This window comes from Arthrobacter ginkgonis, from assembly GCF_039540195.1.
Taxonomy (GTDB): Bacteria; Actinomycetota; Actinomycetes; order Actinomycetales; family Micrococcaceae; genus Zafaria; species Zafaria ginkgonis.
Map to the genome: position 1 here is coordinate 1 of NZ_BAABEO010000015.1, position 14,259 is coordinate 14,259.

The window sequence follows — 14,259 nt, forward strand, 5'->3', positions numbered from 1 at the left end:
CGCTCCCTGGGCGTCATCACCCGGGGCCGGGACAACGGGATGATCACCAAGTCCAACCTGATCCTGGGCATGGGCGAGACCCGCGCCGAGGTCTCCGAGGCCATGGCGGACCTGGCGCAGGCCGGCTGCGACCTGCTCACCATCACCCAGTACCTGCGCCCCACCGAACGCCACCACCCGGTCGAGCGCTGGGTCAAGCCCCAGGAATTCGTCGAGCTGCAGCAGGAGGCCGAACAGCTCGGCTTCCTCGGGGTCATGTCCGGGCCCCTGGTGCGCTCCTCCTACCGGGCCGGACGGCTCTGGGCCGGCGCGATGCGCAAGAAGGGCCTGCCCATCCCCGAGGCCCTGGCCCACATCGAGTCCTCCGGGACCACCCGCCAGGAAGCCGCCAGCCTGATCCCCGCCCCCTGAACCCCGCCACCTGAACCGGCCAGCCGGGAACCGAGCCCTCCTTACCGTCACCGCGGCGCAGGGCCGGCGGCGCCCGGCCCTGCCGGTGGTCCCGACCGTCCCGGTGGACTCCGCCGCAGGGACACCGTGGCAACCCGCGCGGTAGCCGCGCCCGCGAACACCGCGGCAAGCGCCGCCTGGCCTTCGGCCGCCGCGGGTCCGGACAGCGCAACTCCAGGCAGCGCGGGTCCGGGCAGGGCAGCTTCAGACAGGGCAGGCCCGCGCCCGGGCGGGGAACCCGCGGCACCGGACCCCGCAGCCCCTGCCGACAGGTATGCATAGTTCCCCAGGCCGTGGGCCGCGCCGAACCCTCCGGCATTCCGGTCGGTGCCCGGGGCGTAGCCGTCCAGATAGACGGTGACCTGGTTTCGCGTGTCCGGGTTGGGGATCCCGTCCGCTCCGGGCACCGGGTCGTCGACGTGTTCCAGATGCAGGCCGCGCACCGTTTCCGGCAGCGGAACGTTGCCCACCGGGGATCCGGTGGTGACCACGTAGTCCACCTTGTAGGCGGCCGCGATCCGGGGATCCACGGCCACGTTGGCCGCATGCACGCCGCCCTGGCTGTATCCGGTCAGCACCAGCGATTCCCCCGGCCGCGCCCCCACTGCCTCCAGGGCCTCCAGCGTCGCCGCGGCAACGTGCTGGCTGCCCAGTCCCAGCGCTTCGGACACCCCTCCGGCGTCCCACGGATTCAGGCCAACCCCGAGTGCCTCTTCCGCCTGGGTTCCGGGGAACGTCACGACGTGGACCAGCCCGGCATCGGTCCGCACCGTGGTGACCAGCAGGGACCCCGAACCGGCCGCCCCGGCCTCGGCCCGGGTCTAGAGCCCCAGCAGTGCCCCGAGGCTGCCGTCGAACGGCTCCTCCGCGGCCTGGCCGACGGCAGCGACCTCCACCGGCCCCACCCGGACCCACTGCAGCCCCTCGCCCGCACGGGCCAGCACCGGGTAGAGCCGTTCGGCGACGGTGGTGTCGAAGAGCCCTCCGTGGGCCCGGTCCTGCAGCATCCAGGCCTGGGAGGCGACCGGGCGCAGCCACGGGAAGAGGAACCCGACCAGTTCCCCCGCCAGGACGGGCGAGCGGTTGATCAGGTCCTCCGTGGTTGCGGTGCGGGGGCGCAGCCCGTTGGTGGCGAGGTCACGGGTCAGCAGGTAGGGAAGCAGTAGGGCCCGGGCATCGTTGACCGCCCGTTGCACCGAGGCTTCCGCTGCCTCGTAGACCTGCCGGCTGTGGTCCACGGCCAGGGACACCAGCCCGATCTCCGTCCGGCACAGGAGGGCCATCGCCAACGCCTGCTGGCGCTGGACCTCCACCGGCACCAGGGCCGGGTTTCCGAGCAGCGCCAGCAGCCTGCCGGCCCGTTCCCACCATTCCCCCGCCAGCCGGTGCTCGGCCTCGGCGACGAGCGCGGCCGAGCGGTCCAGCACCGCCCCGGCCCGTTCGATCTCTCGCAGGGCGAAGTCGACGCTGCCGATCCCGCCCCGCTCCGCCCCCACCGTCAGGTCCCGGCCATCAGCGGCAGCCCCGCCGACGCCAGCCCCTGCAACGCGCCCAGCAGCGCCTGCAGGACCTCCGCGGGCATCCCGGAAGGGGCCTCGAACACCGCCGCCGCCGAGCGGGCCGCGGCACCGGTCTGCTCAATGAGCAGCTCCAGCGCGTTGACCTGTCCCCGCAGCCACGCCGCGCGCTCCCGGAATGCCTCTCCCGCCGGGGATTCCCAGCCCAGCGTGTCCAGCGATGCCAGGTCCCGCAACCCCTCCTGGACCAGCGCCGCCGCCGCGGCCGCCCGCCCGGCGACCTCGGCCAGCATCTGCCGGGCCAGCACGTCCAGCAACGACGCGCCTTCCAGCGCCGATGCGCCGTCCCAACCCGCTGCGTTCCACCCCACTGTGTCCCACCCCGCCCAGTCCATCCGCCCTCTCCTTCCCGTTCCCAAGCTAGGGACGCGGCGGCGGGCGCGGGGCCGCCGGCGTCGTTCTCGGGGACCGCGCACCGCCCGGGGCGGGCTGTGGAGGGGAAGTCACCGAATCCGCGCGCCCGGGCGGTCATGAAAGAATGGGGACCATGGCTGAAACCGCGCGCATTTCCCTTGCTTCCGAACCCCTCGCCCTTGGCGCCCTGGACGGCCGCTACCGGGCCGCCGTCGCACCGCTGGTCGACTACCTCTCCGAGGCCGCACTGAACCGCGACCGCGTCCACGTCGAGGTCGAGTGGCTGATCCACCTCACCGCCCAGTCCGTGCTTCCGGGCGCCAGCCCGCTCACCGCCGAGCAGCAGGACGCCCTGCGCGCGATCGTCACCTCCTTCGACGCCGCCTCCGTCACCGAACTCGCCGAGATCGAGGCCGTGACCGTCCACGACGTCAAGGCCGTCGAGTACTACATCGGCCGCCGCCTGGCCGGGATCGGCATCGAGAACCTGACCGCGATGGTGCACTTCGGCTGCACCTCCGAGGACATCAACAACCTCTCCTACGCCGTGGGCATCAAGGGCGCCGTGGAAAACGTCTGGCTGCCGGCCGCCCGCGCGCTGGTCGCCCAGATCACCGGGATGGCCGAGGAGACCCGCGAGGTCCCGATGCTCTCCCGCACCCACGGCCAGCCCGCCACCCCCACCACGCTGGGCAAGGAGCTCGCGGTCACCGCCTGGCGCCTGACCCGCCAGCTGGACCGCATCGCCAAGACCGAGTTCCTCGGCAAGATCAACGGCGCCACCGGCACCTACGCCGCGCACTACGCGTCCGTGCCGGCCGCCGACTGGCAGGAAGTCTCCCGGACCTTCGTCGAGGGCCTGGGCCTGACCTGGAACCCGCTGACCACCCAGATCGAGTCCCACGACTGGCAGGCGGAGCTGTACGCGGACATCGCGCGCTTCAACCGCATCCTGCACAACTTCTGCACCGACGTCTGGAGCTACATCTCCATCGGCTACTTCGCGCAGATCCCGGTCGCCGGCGCCACCGGTTCCTCCACGATGCCGCACAAGGTCAACCCGATCCGGTTCGAGAACGCCGAGGCCAACCTGGAGATCTCCAACGGCCTGCTGGACACCCTCGCCGCGACCCTGGTGACCTCCCGCTGGCAGCGCGACCTCACGGACTCCTCCTCCCAGCGCAACATCGGCACCGCGTTCGGCCACTCCCTGCTGGCGATCTCCAACGTCGCCAAGGGCCTGGAGCGCCTGGACGTGGCCGAGGGCGTGCTCGCCGAGGACCTGGACCACAACTGGGAGGTGCTCGGCGAGGCCATCCAGATGGTCATGCGCGCCGAGGCCATCGCCGGTGTGGAGGGCATGGAGAACCCGTACGAGCGCCTGAAGGACCTCACCCGCGGGCAGCGCGTCGACGCCGAGCGCATGAAGGAGTTCGTTTCCGGCCTGGGCCTGTCCACCGAGGCCGAGGCGCGCCTGCTGGCGCTGACCCCGGGCTCCTACAACGGCATCGCCCCGGTGCTGGTGGACCACCTGAAGAAGTAGCGGCACGAAGCCCGCCCGCGGCGTCCGCCGCGCATGCCCGTGCGTCGTCCGCAGCCTGACGCGTCGGCCTGCGGGGCACGCATGGGCATGCAGTCCCGGAACGACGACGGCGGCCCGCACCTCCCAAGGGGTGCGGGCCGCCGTCGTTCGGGTCGCGGCGGATCAGCCCGCGATCACCGGCCCGGAATGGGGGACGGCAGTTCCCTCACCGGCACATGGGTCCGCCAAGACGTCGCCGCCTCGTAGGCCCGGGCAACGGCCAGGATCGTGGCGTCGGAGAAACGACGCCCCATCACGTGCATACCCACGGGCTGCCCGCCGGCGAAGCCGCAGGGAACGCTCAACGCAGGCATCCCGGTGAGGTTGGCCGTGGTGAGCATCCGGAGGGCAGCCGCCAGGGAGCTTCCGTCCGCCTCCCCCGTCAGTTCATGGGCCATGCCCGCGGCCGGAGGTGCGATCGCCGGAAGGGTCGGCGAGACCAGGGCATCCACCCCCGCGGCCTCCATGGCATCGGCGATGAACGCGCGCAGGTACTCCCGCACCTCGTGCGCCAGGTCGACGTCGCGGGGATCGACCAGAGCGCCGGTTTCGATCATGACGCGGGTCCCCGGAAGGTACTTGTCCGGCGCCCGGCCCAGACGCGTGCGGTGGTGCCCGAACGCCTCCGAAAGCGAAATGGCAAGGCTTGCCGGCAAGGCCATGGAGAGCTCGGGCAGGGGCAGTTCGATGACGTCGACGCCGAGATCCCGCAGCACGGTGACGGCCCGCTCCATGACGGCAGCCACCTCCTGCGTCACGCCCCACTCCGACCACATCCCCCGGTCGACGGCGACCCGGATCGGCGAGCGCAGGCTTTCGATCCGGGGCAGCAGCGGCCCCGCCAGCAGCGCGGACGCGGATGAATCGATCATTCCGTCAAGGAGTGCGGCGCAGTCCGCAACGCTCCGGGCGATCGGGCCGATGTGGTCGAGGGTGTGGCTGATGTTGAGCACCCCCGATCCGTCGACCAGGCCGGAGGTCGGCTTGAAGCCGACCAACCCGTTGACGGCAGCGGGGTTCCGGACGGAGCCACCGGTGTCCGTGCCCAGAGAGCCGGGCACGCTCCCAACGGCGACCGCGACGCCGGACCCCACGCTCGATCCTCCGGCGTACCGGTGCGGATCCCACGGGTTGCGCGACGGCGGGGTGCCCTGTCCGAAGGCGAACTCGTGCGTCTGCGTCTTGCCGAGCAGCACAGCGCCGCTCCGGCGCAGCTGGCCGACGGCCCCGGCGTCGTCCGGTGCAACGTGGCCGCGGAGCGCCTTCGACCCGCCTTCGGTCGGCATGCCGCGGACGTCGATCACATCCTTCACTCCGATGGGGATGCCGTGCAGGCTCCCGCCGAACCTTCCGGCACAGGCGTTCGTGTCCGCCGCCACCGCCGCCGAGCGGGCGCCGGCCGCGTCGACATGGGCCCAGGCATGGGCAAAGTCCTCCGTCGCCCGCAACCGGTCGAGCACGGAGTCCAGCAGTTCGACGGCGGAAAGCTGACGTGCGCGAAGCAGCTCCGCGGCCTCGGCAATACCAAGCTCCCATGGTTCAGCCATCGCTGCCGCCCCTTTCGTCCGTGTTCGCCCGCAAACGGTCGAACTGCTCGCGGAGGCCGTCGATTCCGTTCCGGAAGTCTCGGTAGGAGCGCTCCAAGGCCTGCCAGTCCTGCTGTGCCGCGGCCTCGCCCACCATCGCCAGGATGCGGTCCCGCTGCTCTGGCCCCAATGCACCGCTCATCGATGCGCCTCCTCGGTGAGATTCCCTTCGCGCACCACGCACACGCCGTCCACGAACACGTACCTCACGTCCCTGAAATCGTCGGCGTCGCAGACGACGACGTCCGCCACCCGGCCGGCGTGGAGACTGCCGCTGTTCGGAGCGATGCCCGGGATCAGGTCCGCGACGGCGGATGTCGCCATGGCAACGGCCCCCGCAAGCGGGCGATGGCCCCGGGTGAAAACGTCGTGGACTGCGGCGATCAGTTCGTCGTGGTCGCCGTCCCGCCCGTAGTCGGTGGCGAGCACCGATACGAGGTCCGGTTCGCGGAGCAACAGGTCCCAGTGCTCGCGCGTGGTGACGGTGTGCTGGCGGTACAGGAGGTCGAACACGGATGCCTCCGCGTGCCAGCCGTGGTCGCGGCCCAGCACGGCGAGTTCGAGTGCCTCCGCCGGGGTGTGGGAGGGATGGTTGGCGTGGGCCGCGATCACTTGTGGCTGGCCCTGCCGCGTCTCGGCCATGAGTTCGCGCATGACGCGCGCCGTGGCGGAGGCGCTGTGCACGATGGCGGGCACGCCCAGGCGCGCCGCGGCCCGAACGCCTTCCCGGATCCCCTCGATTGCGGGAGCGAATGAGGGCAGGACGCAGTCCTCTATCAGCTTTCGGAGCTCGGAGGTCCCGATGCGGCCGGAGAGGCCCGCTTCGTTCGCGACACCGTTCAGGGATTCGACGTCGTAGGCGGAAACGTCAATGAACCGGCCGAGCACCGCTTCCTTCATCCGCCGGGCCTGATCCATCCGGACCCGGACGCCCGTCCGCTGCTCAACCGCGGCGGGGATGTACACCAGGTCCTGGCCTCCGCCACCCAGCGTCTGGCCTCCGCCAAGTTCCCCAATGGCCACGGCACCCTCGCCGAGCATCCATTCGACGTCGAGCCTGCGCTGCCGCTCCCTGAGGCCCCGACCGTCGGCTCCGTAGGCGGCCCGAAGCGCCTCGGGCAGGTGCGTCGTGGCGCCGCGCACGTGGACCGCGTGGCGCCGGTCCGCCTCACGCACCTCATCCATCCCGGCGAAGCCGCACAGGTTTAGGACGGTGGTCGTACCCGCCAGCAAATGGCGGTCGAGGTTGCCCATCCACGCGGCCTCGGGCAGGCGGGGTGCCCCGCTGGGAAACAGCGGTCCCGGCGTGACTCCGTGCGTGTGGCAATTGATCAGGCCGGGCATCACCACACACCCCGCCGCATCGACGACCTCTCCGTCGAAGCCCGAGGCCGGGTCCCACCGCGTGAGGACATCGGCAATCCTGCCGTCGCGCAGGACCAGTGCACCGTTCTCGACGACGGTCGAACCGGCGACCACGGTGCCGCCCTGGATGAGCGTAGACATCGTCCTCCCTGTGGACTATTTTCATGATATCGAAGTTTCTTCACGATAACCGTTAGAGCGGGAACTTGGAATACCCACTTCCGCACACCCCCTTTTCCGCACAGAGGAGATCCCACGTGTCCGGTCACACCCCTGCTCGCGACTTCATTGGCTACGGCGAGTGCCCGCCCGAGTTCCGGTGGCCCGACGGCGCCCGGGTGGCGGTCTCACTGGTGATCAATGTGGAAGAGGGCGCCGAGCGCAGCGTCGCCCGCGGTGATGCCGCCGATGACCTCGGGGCCCACTGGGTTCGAGCCGGCGCGTCCCCCGCCTCGCGGAACCTCACCTTGGAGTCCGCCTTCGAGTACGGCTCGAGGGCGGGCATCTGGCGCATGCTCCGCGTACTGGAGCGCCACAGGGTTCGGGCCACCGCCTTTTGTTGCGCCGCGGCGCTCCAGGCAAACCCGGAAATCGCGGCAGCGCTGGTGCGGAACCGCCATGAAATCGCCGACCACGGCCACCAGTGGGACACCCATGCGGGACTCGCCGCCGAGGATGAACGGACGCTGATTGTCCGGTCCCGCGATGCCATCGCCGCGAGCGCGGGGAGACGCCCCACCAGCTGGTACTCCCGTGACGGCCTCAACCCGCACACCCGGCGGATCCTTGCCGCCGAGGGTTTCACCTACGAATCCAACAGCTTCAATGACGACCTGCCGCACTGGGGATCCGGTCCCGAAAACCCGCGGCTGCCCGTGTTCCCCTATGCCGGCGACACGAACGACTCGGGCCTCCTCAACCAGTTCCCCACCGCGGCCGCCTTCGCCGGCCACCTCATCGGAGCGCTGGAGACCCTGCTTGCCGACACCCGCACGGGCCCCGCCACCATGAGCGTCGGGCTGCACCCGCGGCTGATCGGCAGGCCGGCCTATGCGACCGCCCTGGATCGCTTCCTGGAGCACGCCCGCGGAAAGGCCGCCTGGTTTGCCACGCGCGAGGAGATCGTCCGCTGGTGGCTGGCGAAAGGCCAGGAGGCGCCGGCCTGAGGACGGGCAGCAAACGGCCACGGTCCAGGGTTGGCCCCCGCAGCCGTCCTGCCAGCCGGCGGCCGGCTGGCAGGACGGCGCGCGGAACGCGTCGCCCGCCGCCCGGTCTCAGGACGCTGCCAGCAGCCGGCCCCAGCCGGGAATGGGACCGGATGCTCCCGCGATCCGCAGCAGGTGCCAAAGCGTCGCGGTCGCACTGTCAATGACGGGCACACCAAACTCGGCTTCGAACTCGGCGGCAAGGTAGCCGGAGCGGAGGTTGGTCCCCACACACACCACGGCCTCGACGTCGCCCCCGAACGCCGGCCTCATTAGCGCACCGATCTCCGCGCGGCTCAGCCTGGCGATCTGCGGGTTGGACATCACTGCAGCCGGCACCGACCGGTGCACCAGGTCAATGCCGTGGCCGGCATATTCCCGTTGGATCAGCGACACGATGTCGGCCGGGCCGGGGAACACCACGGCGATTCGCGTGAGCGAGAACTCCTGCAGGGCCGCCAGGACGGCCAAGGATGCGGTCGTCGCCGGCGCTCCCGTTGCCTGGGTCAACGCCGCGCAGAGCCTGCGGTCGCCGGCAAGTCCCGTCCATGATCCAGATGTCCCGTGGAACGCGAGCGCATCCACTTCGGCATCCCCAAGCAAAAGCGGGGCGTCGCCGAGGACGTCCAGGTCGATCGCGTCGTCGAGGTTCGGCGGCAGCCGGAAGCGGCTGTAATGGACTCCGATCTCCGGCCAGTCCGCAAGCATCGCGGCGGTCATCGATTCGGCGTTGGAATTGGACGAGGGCACCAGGATGCCCAGTCTCGACGACGGGCCCGGAGCACCCACGTCTAGTGAGCCGTGCCGAGCGACGGGGGCGTCGAGATGGCGAGCATCACGGCCGCCGAGTCCGTATGGTTGCTCCACCAGTGCGGCAGGGAAGCGTCGTAGGTCAGGCTGTCGCCCGGCCCCAGCGTGGAGTCCTGCCCTGCCACCGTGGCAACGAGGGTGCCGGCCTGGACCAGGACGCATTCCTCCCCCTTGTGCGAGTGGGGGACGTGCGAGCCGTCGAAGTTGGCCGGGATCGTCATGCTGACCACGCCCAGTTTGCGGTCGGTGTTCGGGACGATCAGTTCCATGATGACCCCCTGCGAGGGGATCTCAATCCGGCGCCGGTCCGTACGGCGCACGAGCATGTGCTCCCGGCCCTCGTTCGGGGTAACGAACATGCTCGCCAGCGGGAGGTCAAGCGAATTCGCCAGGCGCAGCAGCGTGGCAAAGGAGGGATTGCCGATGCCCCGCTCAATCTGGCTGATCAGGCCGGCACTGACCCCGGCACGGTCGGCGAGTTCCTCCACCGTGAAGCGGCCCACCCGCTGGTTCTTGACCATCGCCCCCAGATGGGAGATCCAGAAGTCGCGGTCCAGGTCCGCAGCCGCGTCATTGCCCACAGTCTCCGTGCCTTCCACAAGGTCTCCTTCATTGGTCACGGGTTTGTCATCAGTATATCGAAGAGACATGGTTGGCCCCTAGGCTTTCATTCGTAAGACGGCGTCATGGGGTGATGCAAGCGGCGGCACCTCAGGCGGACCGCGCGGCCGCGAAACCGGCCAGTATCGATCCCAGCTCCCGCTCCCAGTAGACGGCGCAGCGGTCGGCTCCCCGGGCGAAAACGCTCGCGGCGTTCTGCATCCCGGGCGCCGGAAGCCCCACGCTGTGGCCGGCCCCGGAAAGGGTGTCGACCACCGATTGGATGGCACCGTCCAGGTCGTCCGGGGTGGCGCGTCCCCGGCGGTGCAGTTCCCCCGCCAGGTCCGTCGGTCCGACCCATCCTCCGCTGAAGACGGGGGATGCGGCAAAGTCGGACACCCGGTCGACCGCCTCGGCGGTTTCGAACAGCACCGTGATCCGCGGCGGCCGGGAGTAGTCGGTGCCGAAGGCCGAGGCCTGCGACACCTGCTTCGGCCGCAACCCTTCGGGGGCGTACCGGGTCACCTCGTAGGCACGTTCCAACTCCTCGACGCTGCGCACCTGGGGAAGGACGATCTCCCCCACACCCGTGTTGGCAAACGCGACGAGCGTGTTCGGCTCCAGGTCGGGGACGCGAACCGCCACGTCCACCGCCGAACCCGCCAACCGCTGCACCACGTCACCGCACTGCTGGACCGAGAGTCCCGTCTGCTCGGCGTCGAGGACCAGGAAGTCCACCTGGGCGTGCGCCAGAAGGGCGAGCAGGGTCGGAGTCGGGTCGGCGGTGATGAGACCGACGCTGCGCGCCGGAGCCGGAATGCCGTTGTCCTGTGACATCAAGAATGCTCCTAGGTAATGGTCTTCGGGGTCGGCGGCCGTCGGAACCGCCCCTGTCCTCACTCGTCCGGGACGAACTGCCAGTCCGCAGGCTTGCTGACTCCGACGATCAGGTTGACTTCGGCATCGCCGTCGTTGGTGAGGCCGTGCTTCGTCCCCCGCGGGATGTAGATGCCGTCGCCGGGCTGCGCACGGTACTCGGCGTCACCGAGGTGGACGAGGGGTGTCCCGGAGAGGACGACGTAGAATTCCGACGCGTCGGGATGGTGGTGGCACAAATGGTGCTGCCCCGGAAGGATCCGGCCCCAGCTGACACACAGGTCGTCGGAACCGCTCAGGTCCCTGGAAATGAGCGTGGACACGAGACCCTGGTCCCGTTGGCCGCCCAGGCCAATCTTGTCCAGCTCAACGAAGCCCTGGCGGTGGACATTGTGGACCAGCCGGGAAAGATCGGCCTTGGTTCCCTCCCGTGCCGTGGGCGCCATCATGCCACGCCCTCGAAGGCCCGATCGGGGTGCCGCACCGGCGGGTGCTCGAGCCACCAGCGGGCGATCTCCTCACGGGTGGCGAACCAGACCCCCTGCTGGGCCAGCGCGTACTCCAGGAAGCGCCGCACCCCGTGGGCGACGCTGGGCCGCCCCCCGATCCGCAGATGCACACCGACCGACATCATCTTGGGCACCGCCTCGCCCTCGATCAGCAGGCAGTCGAGGGTGTCCTTCAGTACGGTGAAGAACTCGTCCGCCGTGCCCAGACTCGCGCTGCCCCAGAACCGGGCATCGTTCGTATCGCCCGAGTAGGGAAGGACGAGGTGCTGCGCAGCGCCCGCCTGCACGTGGTACGGCAGGTCGTCGGCATAGGAGTTCGAATCGTAGAGGAATCCCTCCTCCACGAGGATCGCCCGCGTGTTCTCGGTGATCCCCTCGCGGACGTACCACCCCACCGGGGTAACCCCCGAGGCCGCTTCGATCGCGGCGACGCTGGCCCGGATTTCGGCCCGCTCCTCGGCCGGGGTCATGCCGACGGTGCCTCGCCACTTGTAGCCGTGTGCGCAGATCTCGTGCCCGTCGCGGACGATCGCCCGGGCGGCTTCGGGGTTCCTTTCGAGGGCGGCGCCGCAGGCCATGAACGTTGCGGGGAGCTTGTACTCCCGCAGCATGCCCAGGTAACGCCAGATGCCCACCCGGCTGCCGTACTCGAAGAACGACTCCTTCATCAGGCTCCGTCGCCCCGGGTCGGCCGACCAGCCGCCGAAGACCGAGACGTCCTCGTCGCGCTCGTCGCCGGCCTCGATCGAGCTCTCCGCCCCTTCCTCGTAGTTCAGGACGAGGGAAACCGCGACTTTCGCGCCGTGCGGCCACCTGACTACCGGGGGATTCTCCCCATATCCGATGAGGTCTCGCATTTGGTATCTCACTCCTCGCAGTTCATTGGCATCCATCGCGGCATCGCGGTGGGCCGGTTCCCGCATGCCGGCCGGAAGCGGAACGCTGGCGGCGGGAAGCCTGATTGATTCTTCATTATATTGACTTCTATTCACTATATAACGGCTTACCTTCGTACACCTTCCGGTGCGCCGCCAGCGAGGTCCGCAACATGCCGTCGACGTCGTCGATCACGTTGCCGTGGGCGGGACCGATCAGGCGGGTGGGGAAGGCATCCAGGGTTTCGTCGATCCTTCGGAAGGCATCGCTGACGTCCACGAATTTGGTCCAGTAGAGCGCGCGCCCCGTTCCGTACGCCGCCTGCTCCACGGTCGGGGGCGCCGGCATTTCGCCGGAGAGCAGCCGGCACTGCCCGGGCAGATGCACCGGTTCGTCGTCGCCGTCCGGGGCAGGCACGTCATGGATGTAGGAAAAACCGTCCGAAACAAACAGCATCCCCGCGCCGCCGTCGTAGCCCCACAGCGTGTTCTCCAGGTCCCTGATGAAGGCTGGAAGGAACCGGAACTCGCGGCCGCCAAGATCAATGCATTCGCCGGCAACCATGGGCCTGAACCGCCCCTCGTGCTCGGGGAAATGCAGGGAATAGTCCCGCACGTCACCGACGACCAAAGCCGACGGATACCGGTCCAACAGCCAAGGAAGGTTCCCTGCGTGGGGGATCTCCGGGTGGGTGGGGAAGACGTAATCCAGGGAGCGGTTCCCGAGGACGGCGTCCAACTGGCCAATTACCGTGGGCAGGTGGGCCGGGTCTCCGGTGTCGACCAGGATCGCGGCCTCGGCTCCCACCACGAGGTAGGCGGACACGTGGTAATGGACCTCCTGCCCCTGGGCATTGGCCGGGAGGCATCCGCCCAGCCAGTGGACGCCGTCGGCGATCGGCCGGGCAGCCGTGGTTTCGTTGCTCACCGTATCCCCTGTTCCCTGATGGCGGCCGCCAAGCGTTCCGCCTCTTCGGCACATTCCCCGGCGCCGACGAACGGCGCTCCGTAGCCGGGTCCGATGGCGGTCACGTCCCGTTCCCGGACGATCCGCAGGACGTCCCGGGCGATCGGGCGCGTGTCCGCCTCCGAGAACCATCGGAACTTGCGGAGCCCGTCCCGCGGGTCGGAGCCGGCGCCGCCCCCATGCGTGAAGGCATCCGAGGTCAGCAGTGCCCCGGATTGCGGGTCGAAGATCCACAGCGTCGGAAGCAGGCGGAGCAGGGGCGAAATGAACTCAAGGACGACGCCGTCCATGACCTCAACCTCAAGCGCGGTCCCCGGCTCCACCGAGACCCGTTTGGCCGTTGCCGCCGCCCGGGGTACGGTGATGCCGCCGGTGTACCAGACCGCCTCCACCTGCCGGTGGGCTTCGATTGCCGGAAGGTTCAGGCAACATTCCATTTCGGTCCGGGTCAGCACGATGGACAGCGGTTCCCTTGGGGAGAGCACACGGTCGAGCTGCTCCAAAACCTCCGTCTCGTGGAGACGGATTCCGGTATCGACGAGCACGGAACCGGAACGTCCCCTGATCAGGTAGCAGTTGACCGGCTGGCTCCTCCGGACATCCGGAGGGCACCAGCTGATCCGCTCGTCCAGCAGGATGTCGCCACCCAACCGGTGGATCCGCCCGTTTCCCGGGAAACCGGCCTCCAGGCCGGAGGACAGCGGTTCGACAGTGGATGGGCTCATCGTTGGACGCCCCTTTCAGCCGTGCGCTCGTCCTACGGAGTCCGCGGACTCCCACACGGCAATGGCCTCATCGACGGCGCACACGTCATGGCGTGCCCGCATGACGGTCAATGCCGCATCGTGGACGACGGTGTCGTAGGCCCCGACGGCGTCCTCCAGCAGGACGGCATAGAAGTCGTTGTGTACCGCGTCGCGGAGCGTGGCCTCCACGCACCCCCCGGTCGAGACTCCAACCAGGGCAACGGACTCGATCCCCTGGCTACGAAGGAGCAGTGCCAGCTCGGTGCCGACGAACGCGCTGGGCCGGCGCTTGGTGATGACGGCTTCCCCCTCCTGCGGCATGCACGGCTCGCAGAAGTCGGTTGCCGGGTCGCCCTTGAGGCTCAGCCGGCCCAGGTCGATGGGTCGCCCATTGGCCGCCGTGTACAGGGCGCGCAGCCACGCGGGCGGCGAGCTCGCGCCGTCGGGAAGGTTTTCGACCCGAATGTGGAAGACCGGCACGCCGTTCCTGCGGGCGGCCGCTATCGCTTTCCCGCAGCGCTCGGCAACGGTCGGCATCATGCTCAGGTCGTGCCCCGAATCGCCAATGGCGCCTCCGGCAGAAACCGCACCCTTTTGCATGTCGATGACGACCAGCGCCGTCGTTGCGGGGTCCAGCAGTTCCTCAAGGGTGTCGCGTACAAGTTTTCCGCACAGTTCAATCATGGTGTTCTTCCTGGTTAGGGCCGGCGCCGGCCGGCGGTTGCTGCCGCTGGCCGGCGCCGGAGAGGGGCCTGTG

The 14,259-nt window shown here is 69.5% G+C and carries 17 protein-coding genes; 3 read left to right on the forward strand and 14 right to left on the reverse strand.

Annotated features, from left to right (window positions below; all coding sequences use genetic code 11):
• Positions 1-411: lipoyl synthase (locus ABD912_RS10970; protein ID WP_459076936.1), on the forward strand; the 411-nt coding region annotated here is incomplete at its 5' end.
• A gap of 47 nt (positions 412-458) precedes the next feature.
• Here ABD912_RS10970 and ABD912_RS10975 read toward each other — a convergent pair.
• From ABD912_RS10975 to ABD912_RS10985, 3 genes are read right to left on the reverse strand one after another with little or no spacing between them, the layout of a single operon-like run.
• Positions 459-1,220, reverse strand: coding sequence for a hypothetical protein (locus ABD912_RS10975; RefSeq protein ID WP_345150772.1), 762 nt, complete (start codon positions 1,218-1,220; stop codon positions 459-461).
• 51 nt (positions 1,221-1,271) lie between these two features.
• Complete coding sequence (locus tag ABD912_RS10980) at positions 1,272-1,946, reverse strand: hypothetical protein (protein ID WP_345150774.1); 675 nt, start codon at positions 1,944-1,946, stop codon at positions 1,272-1,274.
• A 2-nt stretch (positions 1,947-1,948) separates the two neighbouring features.
• Positions 1,949-2,362, reverse strand: a complete 414-nt coding sequence (locus ABD912_RS10985) for a hypothetical protein (RefSeq protein WP_345150776.1) — start codon at positions 2,360-2,362, stop codon at positions 1,949-1,951.
• Between the two features lie 152 nt (positions 2,363-2,514).
• Between ABD912_RS10985 and purB the strand changes: the two genes are divergently transcribed.
• Positions 2,515-3,924: an adenylosuccinate lyase gene (gene purB, locus ABD912_RS10990; RefSeq protein WP_345150778.1), complete on the forward strand. Its 1,410-nt coding sequence runs from the start codon at positions 2,515-2,517 to the stop codon at positions 3,922-3,924.
• 173 nt (positions 3,925-4,097) lie between these two features.
• Here purB and ABD912_RS10995 read toward each other — a convergent pair whose 3' ends face one another.
• The 3 genes from ABD912_RS10995 to ABD912_RS11005 are packed head-to-tail and all read right to left on the reverse strand — an operon-like array spanning position 4,098 to position 7,055.
• Positions 4,098-5,510 carry an amidase gene (locus ABD912_RS10995; RefSeq protein ID WP_345150780.1) on the reverse strand — a complete coding sequence of 471 codons (1,413 nt, stop codon included), beginning with the start codon at positions 5,508-5,510 and terminating at the stop codon, positions 4,098-4,100.
• Positions 5,503-5,691: a hypothetical protein gene (locus ABD912_RS11000; protein ID WP_345150781.1), complete on the reverse strand. Its 189-nt coding sequence runs from the start codon at positions 5,689-5,691 to the stop codon at positions 5,503-5,505. Before ABD912_RS11000 ends, ABD912_RS10995 begins: the two co-directional genes overlap by 8 nt.
• Positions 5,688-7,055, reverse strand: a complete 1,368-nt coding sequence (locus ABD912_RS11005) for an amidohydrolase family protein (RefSeq protein ID WP_345150782.1) — start codon at positions 7,053-7,055, stop codon at positions 5,688-5,690. Before ABD912_RS11005 ends, ABD912_RS11000 begins: the two co-directional genes overlap by 4 nt.
• Before the next feature lie 116 nt (positions 7,056-7,171).
• Here ABD912_RS11005 and ABD912_RS11010 point away from each other — a divergent pair, with 116 nt between their 5' ends.
• A complete protein-coding gene (locus ABD912_RS11010) occupies positions 7,172-8,080 on the forward strand; it encodes a polysaccharide deacetylase family protein (protein WP_345150783.1) in 909 nt (302 codons plus the stop codon).
• 108 nt (positions 8,081-8,188) lie between these two features.
• Here the strand turns inward: ABD912_RS11010 and ABD912_RS11015 are convergent, their stop codons facing one another.
• The 8 genes from ABD912_RS11015 to ABD912_RS11050 form a co-directional block, all read right to left on the reverse strand.
• On the reverse strand, positions 8,189-8,839 hold the full coding sequence (locus tag ABD912_RS11015; RefSeq protein ID WP_345150785.1) for a maleate cis-trans isomerase family protein: 651 nt from the start codon (positions 8,837-8,839) through the stop codon (positions 8,189-8,191).
• 71 nt (positions 8,840-8,910) lie between these two features.
• The gene (locus ABD912_RS11020; RefSeq protein WP_345150786.1) at positions 8,911-9,528 is read right to left on the reverse strand and encodes a helix-turn-helix domain-containing protein; all 618 of its coding nucleotides are present in this window, start codon (positions 9,526-9,528) and stop codon (positions 8,911-8,913) included.
• Positions 9,529-9,640: 112 nt separating this feature from the next.
• Complete coding sequence (locus tag ABD912_RS11025; protein WP_345150787.1) at positions 9,641-10,366, reverse strand: aldolase/citrate lyase family protein; 726 nt, start codon at positions 10,364-10,366, stop codon at positions 9,641-9,643.
• A 59-nt stretch (positions 10,367-10,425) separates the two neighbouring features.
• On the reverse strand, positions 10,426-10,854 hold the full coding sequence (locus ABD912_RS11030) for a cupin domain-containing protein (protein ID WP_345150789.1): 429 nt from the start codon (positions 10,852-10,854) through the stop codon (positions 10,426-10,428).
• A complete protein-coding gene (locus tag ABD912_RS11035; protein WP_345150791.1) occupies positions 10,851-11,771 on the reverse strand; it encodes a polysaccharide deacetylase family protein in 921 nt (306 codons plus the stop codon). The genes ABD912_RS11030 and ABD912_RS11035 overlap by 4 nt, the downstream gene beginning before the upstream one ends.
• A gap of 127 nt (positions 11,772-11,898) precedes the next feature.
• Entirely contained in the window at positions 11,899-12,717 is an 819-nt protein-coding gene (locus ABD912_RS11040) for an MBL fold metallo-hydrolase (protein ID WP_345150792.1), read from the reverse strand.
• On the reverse strand, positions 12,714-13,481 hold the full coding sequence (locus tag ABD912_RS11045) for an MBL fold metallo-hydrolase (protein ID WP_345150793.1): 768 nt from the start codon (positions 13,479-13,481) through the stop codon (positions 12,714-12,716). Before ABD912_RS11045 ends, ABD912_RS11040 begins: the two co-directional genes overlap by 4 nt.
• Before the next feature lie 15 nt (positions 13,482-13,496).
• Complete coding sequence (locus ABD912_RS11050; protein ID WP_345150794.1) at positions 13,497-14,186, reverse strand: cysteine hydrolase family protein; 690 nt, start codon at positions 14,184-14,186, stop codon at positions 13,497-13,499.
• Positions 14,187-14,259: the final 73 nt, after the last annotated feature.

Excerpts from the sequence above, each read along its gene's own strand:
- ABD912_RS10985 (WP_345150776.1), bottom strand. The coding sequence starts at position 2,362 with ATGGACTGGGCGGGGTGGGACACAGTGGGGTGGAACGCAGCGGGTTGG.
- purB (WP_345150778.1), top strand. The coding sequence starts at position 2,515 with ATGGCTGAAACCGCGCGCATTTCCCTTGCTTCCGAACCCCTCGCCCTT.
- ABD912_RS10995 (WP_345150780.1), bottom strand. The coding sequence starts at position 5,510 with ATGGCTGAACCATGGGAGCTTGGTATTGCCGAGGCCGCGGAGCTGCTT.
- ABD912_RS11000 (WP_345150781.1), bottom strand. The coding sequence starts at position 5,691 with ATGAGCGGTGCATTGGGGCCAGAGCAGCGGGACCGCATCCTGGCGATG.
- ABD912_RS11005 (WP_345150782.1), bottom strand. The coding sequence starts at position 7,055 with ATGTCTACGCTCATCCAGGGCGGCACCGTGGTCGCCGGTTCGACCGTC.
- ABD912_RS11015 (WP_345150785.1), bottom strand. The coding sequence starts at position 8,839 with ATGACCGCCGCGATGCTTGCGGACTGGCCGGAGATCGGAGTCCATTAC.
- ABD912_RS11025 (WP_345150787.1), bottom strand. The coding sequence starts at position 10,366 with ATGTCACAGGACAACGGCATTCCGGCTCCGGCGCGCAGCGTCGGTCTC.
- ABD912_RS11030 (WP_345150789.1), bottom strand. The coding sequence starts at position 10,854 with ATGATGGCGCCCACGGCACGGGAGGGAACCAAGGCCGATCTTTCCCGG.
- ABD912_RS11035 (WP_345150791.1), bottom strand. The coding sequence starts at position 11,771 with ATGCGAGACCTCATCGGATATGGGGAGAATCCCCCGGTAGTCAGGTGG.
- ABD912_RS11045 (WP_345150793.1), bottom strand. The coding sequence starts at position 13,481 with ATGAGCCCATCCACTGTCGAACCGCTGTCCTCCGGCCTGGAGGCCGGT.
- ABD912_RS11050 (WP_345150794.1), bottom strand. The coding sequence starts at position 14,186 with ATGATTGAACTGTGCGGAAAACTTGTACGCGACACCCTTGAGGAACTG.